The organism is Enterococcus sp. 6D12_DIV0197 (assembly GCF_002174385.1).
In the GTDB taxonomy this organism is placed as follows: Bacteria; Bacillota; Bacilli; order Lactobacillales; family Enterococcaceae; genus Enterococcus_D; species Enterococcus_D casseliflavus.
Genome location: NZ_NIBN01000001.1, coordinates 1266045 through 1282821, shown reverse-complemented (window position 1 = coordinate 1282821; position 16777 = coordinate 1266045). Strand labels below are relative to the sequence as shown.

The window sequence follows — 16777 nt, the reverse complement described above, 5'->3', positions numbered from 1 at the left end:
GAATAACTATTATATCTACTTTTAATGTTTTTAACAGAATATTATTTTACTTCATTGAAAGATAATTCAGAACTTTTTCTAGTTTGTTTTTCAGCATCAAACTCTCCCATTCAAATTATTCAGTAATTAGCTCGTTTTCGATAAGTAGAAAAACTTTATTTTCCCTACCAGTCTTTTTAAATAAACATCACTTTTCTTAAACATCTGATTAAGTTGACAATAAATTACCACTCAGTTTCAGTTGAAGACCTTTGTACGTACATATAACACATTGACAATAGAATAATTTTTTCAATAAACTTTCGTTAAAAATGTATTTACTTATGATACGGCGCCCCCGTATTGATTCGATACGCGCGATAGATTTGCTCCAATAAGATCAGTTTCATGAGTTGATGCGGATAGGTCATTTTGCCAAAAGAGATTTTGGCATCACTGCGGGTCATGACTTCTTGACTCAATCCTAGGGAGCCGCCGATGACGAAGGTCAGTTGGCTTTTTCCTTGGAAGCCGAGTTGATCGATTTGTTTGGCGAAGGCTTCGCTGGTGGGATTGGTGCCTTCGATCGCTAAGGCAAAGACATATTCGGTGTCTTTGATTTTGGCTAAAATGCGCTGCCCTTCTTTTTCTTTGATCTGCAGCATTTGGGCTTCACTCAAGGTTTCTGGCGCTTTTTCATCTGGTACTTCGACAAACTCAAGCTTTGCGTATGCCCCCAATCGTTTGGCGTACTCGTTGATTCCTTGAACGAGGTACTTTTCTTTTAGTTTTCCTACTGTGACGATTTTGATTTTCATAGGTTCCTCCTCGTTATCCCCTTATTTTATGAAAATGTGGACAATGCTATCCACAACCTTTTACACACTTTGACTTTCTTTGAAATTCTTCTATTCCTATCTATAAAACCGCGACACTTCAAGGGTTTCTTCATCCACCCAACAGAAGCTTTCAAGTTATCCACACACTGTGGATAAAAAGACCTTCACTTCTCCCCAGTTTTGCCTGCTATTTTTATTCAAAAATGAACGGGTTTTGCGAAGAAAATTTCATCGTTTGAAACAGATTCTTACGCAACTTCTTCATATTTTTTTCAAAATCTCTTAGTAGACTAATCTCAGATAGAAGGAATATACTGATTATAACGAATTATTCATTAAGGGGGAAATAGTAATGGCAAGAAAATATGTCACACCAGGCAAGAAAACTTCTCCTGGTTTATTAAAACGATTAGGTATTGGGATTTTAGGCGGTATGGTCGGCGGTTTATTGACCTTCGGCGGTCTGTATCTGGCAATGGGTTCCTCTTTGACTTCAACACCAGAAACCACGACCAACAGCGGGGTCCAAGATTCTAACGGACAAACCCAAGTATCCAATGTAAAACTTGATGTGACTAGCGATGTCACTGAGGCAGTTGAAAAAGTACAAGATTCTGTCGTTTCCATCATTAATCTACAACAAAGTCAAAGCAACGATTGGAACAGCCTCTTTGGTCAGCAAGGCGGACAAAGTGAAGGCGATAGCCAAAGCGACGACGACAGTGCTTTAGAAGCTTCTTCTGAAGGGAGTGGGGTCATCTACAAAATCGATGGCGACGATGCCTATGTTGTAACCAACAACCACGTCGTAGAAGGTCAAGACGGTTTAGAAGTTGTTTTAGCAGACGGTACGAAAGTCAAAGCTGAATTGGTCGGTACTGACGCTTATACAGACTTAGCTGTATTGAAAATCTCTTCAGAGCATGTGAAGACTGCCGCAACATTTGGTGATTCAAGTGCCTTGAAAGTCGGCGAACCAGCCATCGCGATCGGTTCTCCTCTAGGCTCTGACTACGCAAACTCTGTGACACAAGGGATCGTTTCTTCCTTGAATCGTCAAGTAACAAGCCAAAACGAATCTGGTGGTACGATCAGCATCAATGCGATCCAAACGGATGCTGCGATCAACCCAGGGAACTCAGGTGGTCCACTGATCAACGTTGATGGTCAAGTGATTGGGATCAACTCAAGTAAAATCGCCAGCACCTCTGGCTCTGCTTCAGGTGTTAGTGTCGAAGGGATGGGCTTTGCGATCCCAAGTAACGATGTCGTTGAAATCATCAATCAACTAGAAGCAGACGGCAAAGTGGTTCGCCCTGCACTAGGTATCCAAACGATCGATTTAGGTTCCATCACATCACAACAACAAGAACAAATCTTGAAAGTTCCTTCATCCGTAACTTCTGGCGTTGTGATCTACTCAGTCAACAATGCAACACCAGCAGAACAAGCAGGATTGCAACAATATGACGTTATCACGAAGATCGATGATACAGAAGTCAGCACAACAACGGATCTGCAATCTGCGTTGTACAAACATAAAGTCGGTGACACGATCACTGTAACCTTCTATCGTGGCGATGAAGAAAAAACAGCAGAAGTAAAACTTTCCGTTGATACGTCGATCAACGAACAATCAACAGACAGCAGCAACTAATCATCAAAACCAATCGAAACAATCAAAAAATGAACTGCCGCAAAAACAGGAAGCGGCAGTTCATTTTTTTAGGCTTTACCGACTGGAAAAGCTTCACCTACAACGGCATCTTGAGGCAGCTCAAGGATGCCTTTTTTCATTGGGGCACCTTCTAAATGCAGTTCTTTAGCAGAGCAGATCATTCCGAAGCTTTCTACGCCACGAAGCGTCCCCGGCCAAATCATCAAGCCATCTGGCATCATTGCCCCAGGTTTTGCGACAACGACTTTCAAGCCTTTACGGATATTGGCAGCACCACAGACGATTTGCAAGACTTCCCCATCCCCGACTTCTGTTTCCGTGATAGACAGATGGTCGCTGTCTGGATGTTCCACACAAGATTTCACATAGCCAACGACGATTTTTGGTTCTGTATCTGCTGGCAGTTCTTCGCTGAATCCTGCTTCTTTGATCATGGTGTTCAATTGTTGGATTTGTTCTTTCGTCAACGTCACTTGACCACGCCCTTCGATCGTCATCACTTCTGAGATCGCAAAAAAGTTCCAGCCGACGATCGTGCCTTCTTCATTTTTGATTTGGGCAACATTGCCTTTACGTTCGACGGTTTGTTCTAATCCTTTATCATCTGCTGTGATGGCAAGCAGTGTATCACTGACATATTCTTTGTTATAAGCAAAAATCACGTTTTTTCCTCCTTAGGTACTTACACATTCCGCCCATAATCTTAACAAATTTTTCGGCATCCGTCATGGAATTTCTTTGTTTTCCTTGAAATTCTAGTTATTTTCAAAGACAAAAAAGCCTGAAAACCAACTTCTGCTGGCTGGCTTAGGTTGAGAATTGGCGAAGGAGCAGAACCCGCGGCTTCTAAAGAACTTGATAGTAGAACTACTCTCTACGAAAGAAGGCAACAATAAGTTATCCAAAAACTGTATACAGGAAAAAACTAAGAACCAGCTGCGGCTTATTAGCTAAGACGCTGCTTTGCTAACGAGCCGATAAACGCTGGTTTTAAAACTTCTGTTTGGCACTATTACCTACGAAACAAGACAGCAGCGACAGATGTCTTACCTCAAAACGAGCACAAAAAAACCTAAGAACCAGCTGCAGCTTATCAGCGAAAGACAATGCTTTGCTAACAAGTGAAACATCGCTGGTTCTCAGGAACTTTCTTTTAACCCTTGTCTGCTTTTGCTGCCATCTTCTTTAAGGAAAAGAACACGGCAACGACAAGCTTATTTTTTCAAAAATGACCTTACGCTTTGGTTTCTTCAGGCGATACGATCAGCACGTCGCACCGGGCTTCACGGATAACGAAACTGGCGACACTCCCCATCATGAAGCGTTCCACTGCGTTCAGCCCAGATTGCCCCACCATGATCAAATCGATGTCGTATTGGTCTGGTAATTGAGTGGCAAGGGCGTCTTTGATAGAGCCGTAAGCGACGATGCCTTCTACTAGATCAAAATCCACTGATTTTGCGTAAGCTTTGCAGTCGTCGATCAGATTTTTCGCCGTATCTTTTTCTTGTTCCAAGATGGAACTATCCAAAGGTGCATAGCCCATCATGGTCGGAACTTGCTGGTCGATGATCGTTGCGGCATAGACCTTCCCTTGATTTCGACGAGCGACTTCCACTGCTTTTTTGAAGGCAGACATCGCTTGATCTGAACCGTCGATCCCTACTAAAATGTTTTGATATCTTTGTGCTTCCATCTTTTTCCCCTCCTATGCTGATTGTACGCTGGTTAAAAAGGCTTCGATCTCTTCTTTGGTTTTGCGATCCTTGTTGACTAACCGTCCCAGCTCCTTGCCGTCTTCGATAACGACGAGGCTAGGAATACCAAAAATGTTCCATTCAACCGCTACATCCATGTATTCATCACGGTCGACTTCGACAAATTGAAGATCTGGAAAGTCCGCTTCGATCTCAGGCAATTGCGGTTTGATGTATCGACAATCGCCACACCAATCGGCGGTAAAAAAGAAGACATTTTTGCCTTTCTCCACATATGTTGCTAACTCTGCTAAATCTTTTGGAATAATCAAATGCTCACCACTTTCTTTTCTTTCAGTATACACCTTTCTTTCAGGGACTACCAACTGACATGCTGATCTTGCAAAGCCCTGCAGAAAAAAAGAGACAACGGATGGCTGTCTCTTTGCTTTCGTTCGTTCTCGCTTATTGTCCTGCCAAGATCGTATCAACAGTTGAACGATCCAAACCTTTCAAGACTTGAATCACCATTTCCCGTGCCGCTTCATAATCAGCGATACTGAATAGGGTTTGGTGGGTGTGGATGTAACGTCCAGGAACACCGATGACTGAACTTGGGATCCCTTCATTTGCCATGTGTGCCGCACCAGCGTCGGTACCACCTTTTGAAACAAAGTATTGGTACGGAATGTTGTTGGTTTCTGCTGTGTCCAACAAGAATTCTTTCATCCGTGGCAACATGATCATGCCTGGATCATAGATTCGCATCAAAGTCCCGGCTCCTAGATGACCAAAGGTACCATTTTTGGTGACTGTGTCATCTGCTGGCGAGCAATCGACCGCAAAGAACAAGTCTGGTTTGAATTTCGTCACAGACGGACGAGAACCTCGTAAGCCGACTTCTTCTTGAACATTGGCACCAGCAATCAGCGTATGGCCTAACGTTTCCTCTTTCAAGGCTTCAAGCGCTTCTAATACGACCGCACAGCCGTAACGGTTGTCCCAAGCTTTCGAGATGATGTTTTTTCCATTGGCAGTTTTGATGGTTTCCACTTGTGGGACGATCGTATCGCCAGGACGTACACCAAAGCTTTCTGCTTCTTCTTTTGATTCAAACCCAGCATCAAACAAAATATCTGTGACTTCAACATTTTTTTGACCGCTACTTCCTCGCAACAAATGTGGCGGTACTGAAGAAGAAACACATGGATAATCGCCTTTTGCTGTTTTCAATGTAAAGCGTTGAGCAGAAACCACATAAGGGTTCCATCCGCCCAAAGGAGTGACTTTGAATAAGCCGCGATCGGTGATCGTCGTCAATAAGAAACCAACTTCATCCATGTGAGCAGCTACCATCACTCGTGGTGCATCTGCTTCTTGGTGGTGACGCAAACCGAAGATGCCGCCTAAGCCGTCTTGTTGGATCTCGTCCACCAAGGGGGTCATCGCTTCACGCATATACGCCCGCACGTCGTGTTCAAACCCACTGGTTCCTTGTAACTCCGTTAGTTCTTTGATGCGTTGAAATGTTTTTTCTTCCATGATCATTCGAGAAACACGTATCGGTTGTTTGCTGCCCCAAAGAAACAAAGCTGCTTTTTTTGAAAAAGCAACGCTTGCTGTTGCTGTGTTTTCCAGCAATTTTTGGGTGAAACAACGGATGTGCTCTCTTCCTCCTTATTCCTACTGGTATTCTTTATTATAGCGCAAATTTCTATTGTTGGTTATTTTTCTTATAGAATATTTCTAAACTATGGTAAACTATTGTTAAGAGAACCTGTGATTTCACCGAGATCAAAACATTCGGGAAAACTTACTTTAGGAGGGACATTAGATGGAGAATGAGCATCCATTGCATTATTTTAAAAATGGACTGACCATCGGTTTAGGTCTTGGCTTTGCAGGAGGGATTTTTTCAACGATCTGGTTGAAGAAAAGGCAAGCCATGAATGCCGATGATGTCTTAGACAATATAAAAGCGGCGTTTATCAAAGAAGGACCGATCGAAGGTTCTTGGATCAATTTCGAAAAACAACCTTTGCGCAAATTTGCGATCACTTCCCAAGGTTATACTGGCGGCATCACCCGCACCGAAGACGGGCAGCTTGTCACCTATGAATTTTTGGCAGATGCTCATACAGGTACCGTCTTAGATATCCAACGAGCAATCGTGGAATAATCACTGCACTTACGACCAGCTTCTTAAGAGGCTGGTCTTTTTTCTTTTTAAGCAGTGCTTTTACTGGAGCAAGGTCGCAAGGTCCAATACCACGACTTCATCAATGCTGCCGCCTTTTTGCCGATACGCCCATGCCCCACTTTCAAACAAGCAGTACAGCTGCCCTTTTTCTACCACGATCTGTTCAAGGTAATGGGGAAACTTGATGCGCCGCAACGCATGTTTGCGGGTCAGCACCGTTGCATCCTTTAAAAAGACCCATAACTCCGCCGACCCTGGTCCAAAGGAACGTGCCAGCAACATATATTCAGTGGTAAAGGCGATACTTTGGACTTTCGTGGTGGTGACCCTTCTCTTACGCGGCTTGATGCGAGGAGACGCTTTGCGACCGCTGTCTGAAAGAACAGGCAGCGGATAATTCGCCACCACGCCCCCTTGTTTCAAGGCAAAGGTCCCTGAGACAAGTTCACCGCTATCGGCTGCCAAATAGGAGCTGTGAGTGATGCCTGCCAATTCGATGACTTGCTGATAAGCGATAGGCTGATTGGTTGCCAAGGAATCATCTTCCAGCAGTGCTTGTAGAGAAACACACGCCACGCGCCCCATTCCTTTCCCTGTAATGGTTAGCCACAGCATTTGCGTTGCTCGATCAAAGACTAGGCCACCGACATGGGGTCGCTTTGGCAGAACCACCGTTTTCAGATGCCGCCCGCTCGTTCTTTCTATTATATAAAGCTGTGAGTGATGTTCCTGCTGCGAACAATACGCTGAGATGATCAAATAGTCCTCTGAAACGGCCAACCCTTGTGGGGTCATTGCCTGACATTGATCTGCATGCTTGTGCAGCCTCGTTTCTGCTTTCGCCGTTGCTGTCGTTGCCACTGCGGCAGTGGCTTCTTTTAAACCGGGAGCCAAAAGGACTGCTTCCCTCTTTGCCCCGGCTGCCAGCCACGCTTGCCGCACGTTGGGATAACGCTTCAGTTGAGCTGCCAGTGCTTGGTTGTGGCGCGCCTGTCGGTGCTTTTTTAGCCAGTACACCACAAAAAGGCCAACCACAAACACGCCCAAAAGCAGCAAGCTCTCTGTTTGTCTCATTGATTGGCCTCCTTGATGAATTCCCTCTTGTCGGCTGATTTTTCAGCCGCTTATTGTTTGTCTATTCGTAATACTGCTTAGACTACTTGAACTTCGACATCAATGTTGCCGCGAGTGGCCCGAGAATACGGACAAAAATCGTGGGCTTCTTCTGCGATTTTCTCTGCCTCGGCTTTTTCAACGCCTGGTAACGATACTTCTAAAATCACGCCGATTTGGTAACTACCGTCCTCATGCTGATACAAAGACACTCTTGCTTTAACTTCGGATTCGGATTCGATGTTATGCTCTTTCAGCATATGCTGTACGGCACCGTTGAAGCATGAAGCATAGCCTGCGGCAAATAATTGCTCTGGATTGGTCCCTTCACTATGAAGACCCGGCTTGTCGATTTTCAGGTGAAAACTACCGTTTGGTGCTTCAACCTCTCCGACACGTCCGCCTCGATTGATCATCGCTGTTTCATATTGCTTTTTCATTGAACCTCTTCCTTTCTTTTTTTGACCTACTTCAAGTGTAACGACAATTTTCTAATCTGACAAAAGGATTGCTTATGCTTCCTTAAAAAATACAAAAAAGGCAAACCCAGAAACTCTGGATTTGCCTGTCTATTCGAGGTAATTGCTACCCGAAATAAATGAATGTAAACAATTGCTGAATGGACTAGCCGTTTGAACGTCCTAAGAAGAATGAAACAACAGCAACTACAATAACCGCACCAATAATTGATGGGACGATTGCCATTCCAGCAAGTGATGGACCCCAAGAACCTAAGATCGCTTGTCCAATAGCTGAACCTACTAAACCTGCAACGATGTTGGCGATCCAACCCATTGATCCACCTTTATTTGTGATAGCTCCGGCGATCAAACCGATAATAGCTCCTACGATTAATACCCATAACCAATGCATATTTTTCTCCTTCTTTCTTTTAAGTAGTTATTACACATATTATGTTACGCTTAATCCCCGTTTTAGACAAAAGATTTGCACTCAATTTGCAAAAAAAATTTTCAAACCTTGTTATATTAACGTTTATCAGCACTTCCTAATTATCGTTGTAAGAGCTTTAATTCGTTTTTTTTAGTATTGGTGCATTTTTTGAAATCGTTTTATTTTGTATTTTGCATCTTATCCGCTAAACTGAGGGAGAACCACTCTTATTTTGTCAGATAATTGGCACTTTTCACTCCTCAATCAGTCCTAGGACTGCTATCTTTTCAGTACTTCAGCTATTTTTCATTGGGGGACGTTTCGATCGTTTTCGATTGGAAGCGTTTTTTTGAACAAAAATAATTCAATTAAGGAGAGGAACAAAATGAACAAAAAAATAGGGTATTCAATTTTGTCTTTGGCGGCAGTGATGTTAGGGGTCGCTGGCTGCGGCAGTGGTGACAGTGCCAGCGAGAACAAGCAGATTCGTATGTTCGTTTCTGGAGATACCAGTGAAGGCGGCGCTTATTCGAAAATGGCGGAAAAATACAAGGAAGAAACTGGTGTGACTGTCGAAGTCACCGACGTGCCTTATGCGGACTTGCTGACAAAGATCACCAAAGCTGTTCAAGCGGATGATGCGCCAGAAGTCGTGCGGGTTTCTACTGTTCAACCTGACTGGAATGACTATCTGATGGATCTATCAGACATCGCCAGTGAGGCAAAAACATTGGAATCGATGACGATCAAAGATGAAGCAGATGTCGTCAAAGCACTTCCTTCTGATGTCACTGCCACTGGGTTGTTTATCAATACGGATTTGTTTGACGAAGCTGGTGTGACCTACCCCACTTCGGAAGAGGACATTTGGACTTGGGATGAATTTTTAACTGCGATCAATGAAGTCGTTGAAAAAACCGATGCCAAATACGGCATGGTCATGGACGCGTCGGATCACCGTTTACGGGCTTTCACCTATCAATACGGGGGACAAGATTTCTTTTTAGATGACAGCGGTGATTCTTACACGACCGATGATGCTACGAAAGCGGCTTTGCAAAAATTTGTTGATTTGAACAATGACGAAGTAATGCCAAAATCGGTTTGGACCTCTGGAGAAGATGCTTCTGCTATGTTCAAGAGCGGCCGTGTTCCAGCTTACTTTTCTGGCAGCTGGCAGATCGTTGATTTTTCTACCAACATCAGCAACTTTAACTGGCAATCCACCTATTCTCCTTATGAAGAGACCCGCGCGGTCAATATGGGCGGCAACTTCATCACTGGCTTCAACAATAGTAAAAACAGTGAAGAAGGCGAAAAATTCATCAAATGGTTGTACGAAGAAGAAAATTACAAACAGCTTTGTACCTATGCTGGTTACTTACCTGCGGTGGAAGATTTGACGGTCGACTATGAACAAGGCCAGGATGCTTATGAAATCTACAACCAAGAGATCGCAGCCGCTGCTCAACCAATCAGCAGCAAGCAAACTACCGATCAAGTGACGATGAGTATGAAAGGCTACACTGGATTGACAGGGGCTTACCGTGATGCCATCGTGCAAGTATTAAATGATGAAATTACATTAGATGAGGCAATCGACAAGACGATCAAGGATTACAATGATGGGTTTTTGAAGAAATAAACAGACGTTCAACCACAAAGAACCCATAGTCTGACTTTTTGCAGACTGCGGGTTCTTTGTTGCTGATACGATCGTCGGAGGAGGAATTTTCTGTGAGTACTTTACAAAAAAACAAATGGCCGTTGCTATTCACTGGCGCAAGCATCATTTTGTTCATTATCTTCTTTTTGATTCCAGCACTCTTAGGACTTTATTACTCGTTAACCGACTATAAAGGCTTTGCGACAGCCAATTTTATCGGCTTGGCGAATTATCAAGAATTGTTTCAAGACGCCAGCTTCTATAAAGCACTATTTCGTACATTTCGTTATGTGATCATTCTGGTTCCAAGTATCTATGTCGTTTCTCTCGCCGTCGCTTTGATGTTGAACAGTCAGCTGGCGAAAGGCAAATTTTTCGCAAAGATCATTTTTTTCTTACCATGGACCATCTCTGGGATCATCGCTGGGGTTATCTGGAAATGGCTGTTTGGTGAAAACTTTGGCTTTATCAACTTTATTCTAGAGCAAGCAGGACAACCAACTGTCCCGTGGTTTACCGACTCGAATGCTGCCTTTTCTGTTATTATTTTGGCTGCCATCTGGGGCGGGACTGCCTTTAACATGCTGCAATTTACTGCAGCTTTGAAAAATATCCCCCGCTCGTTGTATGAAGCTGCCGAGATCGACGGCGCCAGCTTTGGGCATAAATTACGCTACATCACCTTGCCTATGCTGCGACCGACTTCCTTTATGGTCATCTTATTGGCTTCGATCGGCGCCATGAAAGAGTTCGCCCTCGTGCAATCGCTGACCAATGGTGGTCCAGGAACCGACAACATGTTGATCGTGCAATATATCTATACGACTGGGTTTGACAAAATGCGGGTCGGCTATGCCAGTGCTGCCTCCATGGTACTTTTCGTGATTCTTTTACTGTTAGGCTTAGCACAAATGAAGATTGGAGGCGGCAAGAATGACATCTAAGACCATCAAAACCAAACGACCTGTCACAAGAAAGTCAGCGATGTTTTTTTTAACGCTGGCACTGATCATCACTTCCCTGCTGTACCTTTTTCCACTACTTTGGTTCTTATTAAGTGCCTTTAAACCAGGGACTGAACTATTTGCTTATCCCTTGAAAATCATTCCTGAAAATCCAACCATTCAAAACTTTATTGATGCTTGGACAACATTGGATTTCTTTCGTTACTTCAATAATACGTTGATTTCAGCGGTGGTCACCACTTTATTGACGATCCTAGTCAGCGCCGCCTGTGGCTATGCCTTTGCAAAATATGATGCGAAATGGCTGCGTTTTTTCTTCATCTGTATCATCGCCACCACCATGCTGCCGACGGAAGTTATCATGAACCCAACGTTTTCTGTCATTCGTTCACTAGGCTTATATGATAACTTATTGGGGATCATCATCCCTTCCATCAATACAGCAACAGGTATCTTTATGTTTCGGACCTTTTTCGTCTCCGTTCCTGACGATCTGATTGAATCAGCCCGCATCGATGGCGCTTCGGATGGGATGATCTTTTTGAAAATCATGCTGCCGATTGCCCGACCAATCATTATGACACTGGGGATCTTTTCCTTCCAGTGGCGGTGGAATGATTATATCTGGCCCTTGATCGTCTTGAATGATCCGAAAAAATACACCTTGCAAGTGGCGATCCGCAGCTTGGTGGGTGCGGAAAATATCAATTGGACGATTTTGATCGCTGCCTCGGTAATTTCCATTTTGCCTTTGCTGCTGGTCTTCCTCGCCTTTCAGCGCTGGATTCTCGACAGCAATTTAGACAGCGGACTAAAATAAAAAAGTGCCGACTGCTTCGTCGCACCTTTCTCCTTTTATGGATGAATGGTGCCACAGAGCAGCGGCACTTTTTATTTTGAAAAGTCTTTTCGTGACAAGTAGACGGCAGTTAAAATGCCGACTAAAATAGCCAAGCCAAAGACGACAATCGTACCGATCGCATTGTCTTTTCCTGGCAGTCCTCCGGTGTTGATCCCCCATAGCCCCGCGATCAAGGACGGCACAGCCACCACTAATGCCGCAGAGTCTAAGTATTTCATCAGATGGTTTAGATTGTTATCCATCATATCGGAGAACAAGCCACCGATGGTTTCTAACAAGTCGCGATAGATAGTGACCATTTTCATGGCAAATTTCTGCCGCAGCTTGATGTCATAAACGAGTGCTTCATTATCCAAACGATCCAAAAATTCTTTGCGATCCATCAATCGATCGACAGTATGGTTTTGGTCCCGCAAGGTGTGATCAAGATAGACCATGTCTCGCTCGGTATCGGCTAAGTTAAACAATTCCTTGTTTTCCGTCGTTTTACGGGCTGCTTGATCCAAATCATCGATTTGCTTCTTCATCTCCTGCAGACCTTTGATGTAATGGGTGTAGATCATCAACGTGGCATAAGCAACAATATCTTCATACCGCTGGATATCTTGCTCATGCTTTTCGATCAATCGTTTGATCAGATTGGATTGTTCAGATACGTACGTAATCAACAGATCCTTGGTGTAGATAAAAGTCACAGGCTCAAGACGGTCTTCGATCCGATCTTGTGTCACTTCCGACAAATCGATCAAAGTATAGAGAATCGGATGATTTAACTTGGTGTTGCGCAAGTATTCCAAACGTGACACTTCTTCCGGTTCATTGGCGCCAATAAAAATATCTTCAGGCAGTTGATACTTATCTAACAAGTGTCGTTGTTCCTCTGGATCTGTGCCAGAAACCACTAGCCAATTGTAATCCTCCTCCGAAGATTTCCTTATTTTTCGGTCTTCCATTTTATAATACTGAAACATGGTGACTCGCTCCTTTTCTAATTCTCTCTTAATTTAACTATCTAACGCTTCAGGCTTTTTGTCAAAATAAATGGCTTTTCTTTTCGATGCTTTTTTCATTTTGGCAAAGTGCGTTTTATTAGACGAACCTTTCGATTCATGAGAAACTTTTTATGGGCCCAATAAAAAATTTTAGGAGGAATCGTATGTTTCGTCATCAGAAAGAATTACAGTTTGAAGCTAAGCCAGAAAAACCAAATCCGTTAGTTGCGAAATACCTTCAAGAATTAATCGGTGGACAATATGGAGAAATGAGTGTTGCCATGCAATACTTATTCCAAGGATGGAGCTGCCGTGGGGAAGAAAAATACAAAGACATGTTAATGGATATCGCTACTGAAGAGCTTGGACACGTTGAAATGTTAGCAACGATGGTTGCACGTCTACTGGAAGGTGCACCTGTGGAAGATCAAGAAGCGGCTATGAAAAAAGACCCAACGATCGGTGCGATCATTTCTGGAATGAATCCGCAACATGCCATCGTTGCCGGCTTAGGACCACGTCCTGCTGATAGCGTCGGCAATCCATGGTCAGGTGCGTATATCATTGCTAGTGGCAACTTACTTGCTGATTTCCGTGCCAACTTAAATGCGGAATCACAAGGTCGTCTGCAAGTAGCACGCATCTATGAAATGATCGATGACCGTGGGGTCAAAGACTTACTTTCGGTCTTATTAGCGCGTGATAGCTACCACCAAAATCTTTGGGCAGCTGCCGTGAAAGAATTGGAAGAAAACGAAGGCTCGATTTTAGTGCCGACTACCTTTGACCGCAAAAACGAACGCTTAGATATCGCTTATGATTTCTATAACTTCTCAGAAGGCGACCAAAGTAAAGAAGGCTCTTGGGCGAAAGGCAAAGCCCTTGATGGTGAAGGCGAATACCAATGGCTAGACGAACCAAAGATCGAAGGAAAAGCGCCAAAACTCGATCAAGTCACACCAAAAATGTATGGCACACCGCCTGAAAAATAATTTGATCAAAAAGAGCAATTGTTTCTGAAACAGAAACCGTTGCTCTTTTTTCTTTGTCTGTTTGAGCAAGTTGGTTACGTTCCTGTCAAAAAAGCGTTAGAGTAGAATGTAGAGAAGAAAAGGAGGAATCATTTTATGAAAGCACCTTTACTGACATTAAACGACGGCAATTTACGCCCCGCAGTGGGCATCGGTACCTATCAGATCCGTGGTGGCGAAGGATTGAGCCAGCTGCAAGCAGCGATCGCCGACGGGTATCGCTTGATCGATTCTTCAACCAATTATGACAATGAAGGCATTGTCGGCAAAGCGATCCGTCGCTCTGGTATCCCACGTTCAGAATTTTATATCACCTCAAAATTACCAGGAAAATACCATGGCTATGATGATGCCTTAACCAGCATTCAAGAATCCCTTGCTCGCATGGGGCTCGACTACTTCGATGCCTTTTTGATCCACTGGCCATTACCAAAACGCGGTAAATATGTCGAAGCTTGGCAAGCCTTAGTGACCGCCCAAAAATTAGGCTTGATCCGTTCCATCGGCGTTTCCAATTTTGAACCAGAACATTTGGATGCCATCATTGAAGCAACTGGTGTGACTCCTGCACTAAATCAAATTGAGATCCATCCTTACTGGGTCCAAGAACGAATGGTTGCAGAGAACAAAAAACGCGGCATCGTAACGGAAGCTTGGAGCCCATTAGGTCGTGGCAGCGATGCCCTGAAAGAACCACTGATCACTGAATTAGCTGAGAAATACCAAAAATCAGCGGGTCAAATCATCTTGCGTTGGCATGTGGATCGTGGCATTTTGCCCCTTCCAAAATCAAGAAACCTCGCCCATCAACGAGAAAATCTTGCGATCTTCGACTTTGAACTGACTGATGATGAAATCAATCAAATCAATCAGTTAAACAAAGCAGACGGCCGCATCGATGGTCAAGACCCAAATGAGTATGAAGAATTTGAATAAACAATTTCAACTGAAAAAAACACCATAGCTATCTCTTGGCAGACAAAACCTCTCAAAAATCAGCGACCAGCTGCTTTTGAGAGGTTTTTTATGTAACCAAGGCTCCAGTGGTTAGCTTTGCGTGGATCAAAGTCGTACGATCAAAATATTCTTTTTGGCAGAAATTCCCTTGCTAGCAGTTCGATTTTCTTAAAGGTGACAAGCGTCAGCTAGGCGTTCATCACAGCTTTTAATCGAATGTCGGTTTCTCGAAAGAAGGTTGTCCTTCACTGTTTCGACACTTAAAGACAACAGCGTTTCCCCCGTTTTCCTTCAGCTTGAAAGGAATTTCCACATGCCCATCAATGAACGTTACCCCCAAAACTCGTGTTTCTTGCGAGGAGGTCTTTTTCGGTAAATGAAGATGGCGAAACTCAGAATGCCACAAAATAGACCGGCGGCTCCTAGTAGTTTCACGATAGTCGGCAACCCTCTTAAGCCCATCTTGTATATGGATGATACTGTGCCATTCCTATTGATGGTCGACCAGATAGGATAGTTCCGTTCTTCAAAGGTGCTCATAACACGCCATCGTCGTTTGTATTCGGCTGTGGTAGTATAGCCATAATTATTTTGCCTTCCTCTGATTATTACATACCCTTTTGAAAAGACTTCGGGATAATTCGTCAGTAGTTGTTGCCCTTTCTTCACTAAATTCCTTGGTATATTTCCTCCTAAAGCTATTTGCACATAAGGATAAGAAAGTCGATTTTCTTCTAAACGAACGCCGCCAATCGCTGCAACAGCTTCGTCGATTTTTTCATTTATCAGTTTCTTACTGAGATAAGTTTCAGGAAACGGCTCGGGATTTAAAAAAGTGGTTTCTTCATGCAGCTTGAAACCTACCACGTTGTCCTGATACCTTCGGAAAAACAAACCAGGTACCCAGCCGATTTTTAGCATCTCTGGTTTGAATTCTACAGAACGATTGACAGGTTCCTCTGTCCTCGGTAATCGTTCTGCCGCTGCTAAAGTCATTTCTTCAATTTCTCCGTCGGTAACAATATCCTCAGTAAATGTTTTTAAATCACGAATAAATCTATTAAGCTCTCTATAAGGTGTTTGTTTTAACTGAATCGTTACTCGGGCATTCTTGTCTGGACCAGCAATCAATACCATGTCGTAATATGCAAGTTCATCAAGCAAATCATCTAAAAATTTTTTGGCATTCACTTCATTTTCTTGCACGAATTTCTCATTATTCAATTGGAGATGAAGCCGATTGTTAATGAAGGTCACTTCTTCACCGGAATACTCTTCCGTCGTTACATCAGCGATAGTCGGCAACGGCGGCTCGGGATTTTCCGATAACCAAAATGACTGCTCTATGGGATAATAAGTCCTTTTGTTACTGCTATCGACGGCGACCAATTCAAATTTACTTTCCTGTTGGTCACTAGAAAGAAAAAGCCTCGCCTCACCAAATGTTCGCTCCGTGAACTTTGGCTCTCCTATCGCTCTTTGATACAAATGCCGATCATATTCACCGTTCACACTAACATAGACTTCTTCCAGCATTTGCCCCGCACTTGGTGTCACTGCATAAATCAGTTCTAAAAAGGAAATCATTAATTCTGAATCGGGAAGTTCCGTGACGATTTCCAGCAATGGTTCAGTGAGTGGCTCTGTGGGTTCTGGGGTATTCCTTTCGCTGTTGAAGATGTCGGCTAAGACGCCTTGAGACTGGCCGGTTGGTCCTTCGGCTGCTGATACTTGCCAACTGGTCATATGATAGATGGCAAGAGCAAAGAAACACAGACTAAAGATTTTATAGATGGGAAAGATATTTTCAAAAAATTTCTCTTCGGTTGAATTTATTTGCGCAGCGACTTGCATTCACTTTGCTCCTTTCTTCTTTGGAGGTAACAGAATTCTATTAGAATTTA

General features: G+C 43.6%; 17 protein-coding genes. 7 read left to right on the top strand and 10 right to left on the bottom strand.

The genetic code is table 11. The annotated features are described in order from the left end of the window. Positions 1-317 precede the first annotated feature (317 nt). On the bottom strand, positions 318-797 hold the full coding sequence (rlmH, locus tag A5867_RS06010) for a 23S rRNA (pseudouridine(1915)-N(3))-methyltransferase RlmH (protein ID WP_087627109.1): 480 nt from the start codon (positions 795-797) through the stop codon (positions 318-320). Positions 798-1170: 373 nt separating this feature from the next. Here rlmH and A5867_RS06005 point away from each other — a divergent pair, with 373 nt between their 5' ends. Further along, complete coding sequence (locus A5867_RS06005; RefSeq protein ID WP_015509239.1) at positions 1171-2475, top strand: trypsin-like peptidase domain-containing protein; 1305 nt, start codon at positions 1171-1173, stop codon at positions 2473-2475. Between the two features lie 68 nt (positions 2476-2543). On the opposite strand, the gene ytpR is transcribed toward A5867_RS06005, so the two are convergent. The 4 genes from ytpR to pepA all read right to left on the bottom strand — a co-directional run bounded on the left by ytpR (position 2544) and on the right by pepA (position 5735). Beyond that, entirely contained in the window at positions 2544-3158 is a 615-nt protein-coding gene (gene ytpR / locus A5867_RS06000) for a YtpR family tRNA-binding protein (RefSeq protein WP_005225431.1), read from the bottom strand. A 572-nt stretch (positions 3159-3730) separates the two neighbouring features. Next, complete coding sequence (locus A5867_RS05990; RefSeq protein ID WP_005225429.1) at positions 3731-4192, bottom strand: universal stress protein; 462 nt, start codon at positions 4190-4192, stop codon at positions 3731-3733. Positions 4193-4204: 12 nt separating this feature from the next. Then, positions 4205-4525, bottom strand: a complete 321-nt coding sequence (locus A5867_RS05985; RefSeq protein ID WP_016613643.1) for a thioredoxin family protein — start codon at positions 4523-4525, stop codon at positions 4205-4207. Positions 4526-4658: 133 nt separating this feature from the next. Then, complete coding sequence (gene pepA, locus A5867_RS05980) at positions 4659-5735, bottom strand: glutamyl aminopeptidase (protein ID WP_034870266.1); 1077 nt, start codon at positions 5733-5735, stop codon at positions 4659-4661. Positions 5736-6027: 292 nt separating this feature from the next. Here pepA and A5867_RS05970 point away from each other — a divergent pair, with 292 nt between their 5' ends. Further along, complete coding sequence (locus tag A5867_RS05970) at positions 6028-6372, top strand: peptidase (protein WP_005234590.1); 345 nt, start codon at positions 6028-6030, stop codon at positions 6370-6372. A 60-nt stretch (positions 6373-6432) separates the two neighbouring features. On the opposite strand, the gene A5867_RS05965 is transcribed toward A5867_RS05970, so the two are convergent. The 3 genes from A5867_RS05965 to A5867_RS05955 form a co-directional block, all read right to left on the bottom strand. Further along, positions 6433-7467 carry a hypothetical protein gene (locus A5867_RS05965; RefSeq protein ID WP_087627107.1) on the bottom strand — a complete coding sequence of 345 codons (1035 nt, stop codon included), beginning with the start codon at positions 7465-7467 and terminating at the stop codon, positions 6433-6435. Between the two features lie 77 nt (positions 7468-7544). Next, positions 7545-7946, bottom strand: coding sequence for an Ohr family peroxiredoxin (locus tag A5867_RS05960; RefSeq protein WP_005225423.1), 402 nt, complete (start codon positions 7944-7946; stop codon positions 7545-7547). Between the two features lie 184 nt (positions 7947-8130). Beyond that, positions 8131-8379 (bottom strand): GlsB/YeaQ/YmgE family stress response membrane protein, encoded by a 249-nt coding sequence (locus tag A5867_RS05955; protein ID WP_005225422.1) that lies wholly within the window; start codon positions 8377-8379, stop codon positions 8131-8133. Between the two features lie 406 nt (positions 8380-8785). Here A5867_RS05955 and A5867_RS05950 point away from each other — a divergent pair, with 406 nt between their 5' ends. The 3 genes from A5867_RS05950 to A5867_RS05940 all read left to right on the top strand — a co-directional run bounded on the left by A5867_RS05950 (position 8786) and on the right by A5867_RS05940 (position 11851). After that, positions 8786-10045: a sugar ABC transporter substrate-binding protein gene (locus A5867_RS05950; protein WP_087627106.1), complete on the top strand. Its 1260-nt coding sequence runs from the start codon at positions 8786-8788 to the stop codon at positions 10043-10045. 92 nt (positions 10046-10137) lie between these two features. Beyond that, positions 10138-11010 carry a sugar ABC transporter permease gene (locus tag A5867_RS05945; RefSeq protein WP_016610005.1) on the top strand — a complete coding sequence of 291 codons (873 nt, stop codon included), beginning with the start codon at positions 10138-10140 and terminating at the stop codon, positions 11008-11010. After that, positions 11000-11851, top strand: coding sequence for a carbohydrate ABC transporter permease (locus A5867_RS05940; RefSeq protein ID WP_010747711.1), 852 nt, complete (start codon positions 11000-11002; stop codon positions 11849-11851). The genes A5867_RS05945 and A5867_RS05940 overlap by 11 nt, the downstream gene beginning before the upstream one ends. 71 nt (positions 11852-11922) lie before the next feature. On the opposite strand, the gene A5867_RS05935 is transcribed toward A5867_RS05940, so the two are convergent. Next, positions 11923-12864, bottom strand: coding sequence for a magnesium transporter CorA family protein (locus A5867_RS05935; protein ID WP_060791764.1), 942 nt, complete (start codon positions 12862-12864; stop codon positions 11923-11925). A 185-nt stretch (positions 12865-13049) separates the two neighbouring features. On the opposite strand from A5867_RS05935, the gene A5867_RS05930 reads away from it, so the two are divergent. Beyond that, the gene (locus A5867_RS05930; RefSeq protein WP_034872349.1) at positions 13050-13877 is read left to right on the top strand and encodes a manganese catalase family protein; all 828 of its coding nucleotides are present in this window, start codon (positions 13050-13052) and stop codon (positions 13875-13877) included. A gap of 135 nt (positions 13878-14012) precedes the next feature. Further along, entirely contained in the window at positions 14013-14852 is an 840-nt protein-coding gene (locus A5867_RS05925) for an aldo/keto reductase (protein WP_087627105.1), read from the top strand. A 351-nt stretch (positions 14853-15203) separates the two neighbouring features. On the opposite strand, the gene A5867_RS05920 is transcribed toward A5867_RS05925, so the two are convergent. Then, on the bottom strand, positions 15204-16727 hold the full coding sequence (locus tag A5867_RS05920; protein ID WP_087627104.1) for a hypothetical protein: 1524 nt from the start codon (positions 16725-16727) through the stop codon (positions 15204-15206). Positions 16728-16777 lie beyond the last annotated feature (50 nt).

Coding starts and splice junctions, on each gene's coding strand:
- A5867_RS05930 (WP_034872349.1), top strand. CDS start 13,050: ATGTTTCGTCATCAGAAAGAATTACAGTTTGAAGCTAAGCCAGAAAAA.
- A5867_RS05940 (WP_010747711.1), top strand. CDS start 11,000: ATGACATCTAAGACCATCAAAACCAAACGACCTGTCACAAGAAAGTCA.
- A5867_RS05925 (WP_087627105.1), top strand. CDS start 14,013: ATGAAAGCACCTTTACTGACATTAAACGACGGCAATTTACGCCCCGCA.
- A5867_RS05920 (WP_087627104.1), bottom strand. CDS start 16,727: ATGCAAGTCGCTGCGCAAATAAATTCAACCGAAGAGAAATTTTTTGAA.
- A5867_RS05965 (WP_087627107.1), bottom strand. CDS start 7,467: ATGAGACAAACAGAGAGCTTGCTGCTTTTGGGCGTGTTTGTGGTTGGC.
- pepA (WP_034870266.1), bottom strand. CDS start 5,735: ATGGAAGAAAAAACATTTCAACGCATCAAAGAACTAACGGAGTTACAA.
- rlmH (WP_087627109.1), bottom strand. CDS start 797: ATGAAAATCAAAATCGTCACAGTAGGAAAACTAAAAGAAAAGTACCTC.
- A5867_RS05955 (WP_005225422.1), bottom strand. CDS start 8,379: ATGCATTGGTTATGGGTATTAATCGTAGGAGCTATTATCGGTTTGATC.
- A5867_RS06005 (WP_015509239.1), top strand. CDS start 1,171: ATGGCAAGAAAATATGTCACACCAGGCAAGAAAACTTCTCCTGGTTTA.
- A5867_RS05990 (WP_005225429.1), bottom strand. CDS start 4,192: ATGGAAGCACAAAGATATCAAAACATTTTAGTAGGGATCGACGGTTCA.
- A5867_RS05950 (WP_087627106.1), top strand. CDS start 8,786: ATGAACAAAAAAATAGGGTATTCAATTTTGTCTTTGGCGGCAGTGATG.
- A5867_RS05970 (WP_005234590.1), top strand. CDS start 6,028: ATGGAGAATGAGCATCCATTGCATTATTTTAAAAATGGACTGACCATC.
- A5867_RS05960 (WP_005225423.1), bottom strand. CDS start 7,946: ATGAAAAAGCAATATGAAACAGCGATGATCAATCGAGGCGGACGTGTC.
- A5867_RS05935 (WP_060791764.1), bottom strand. CDS start 12,864: ATGTTTCAGTATTATAAAATGGAAGACCGAAAAATAAGGAAATCTTCG.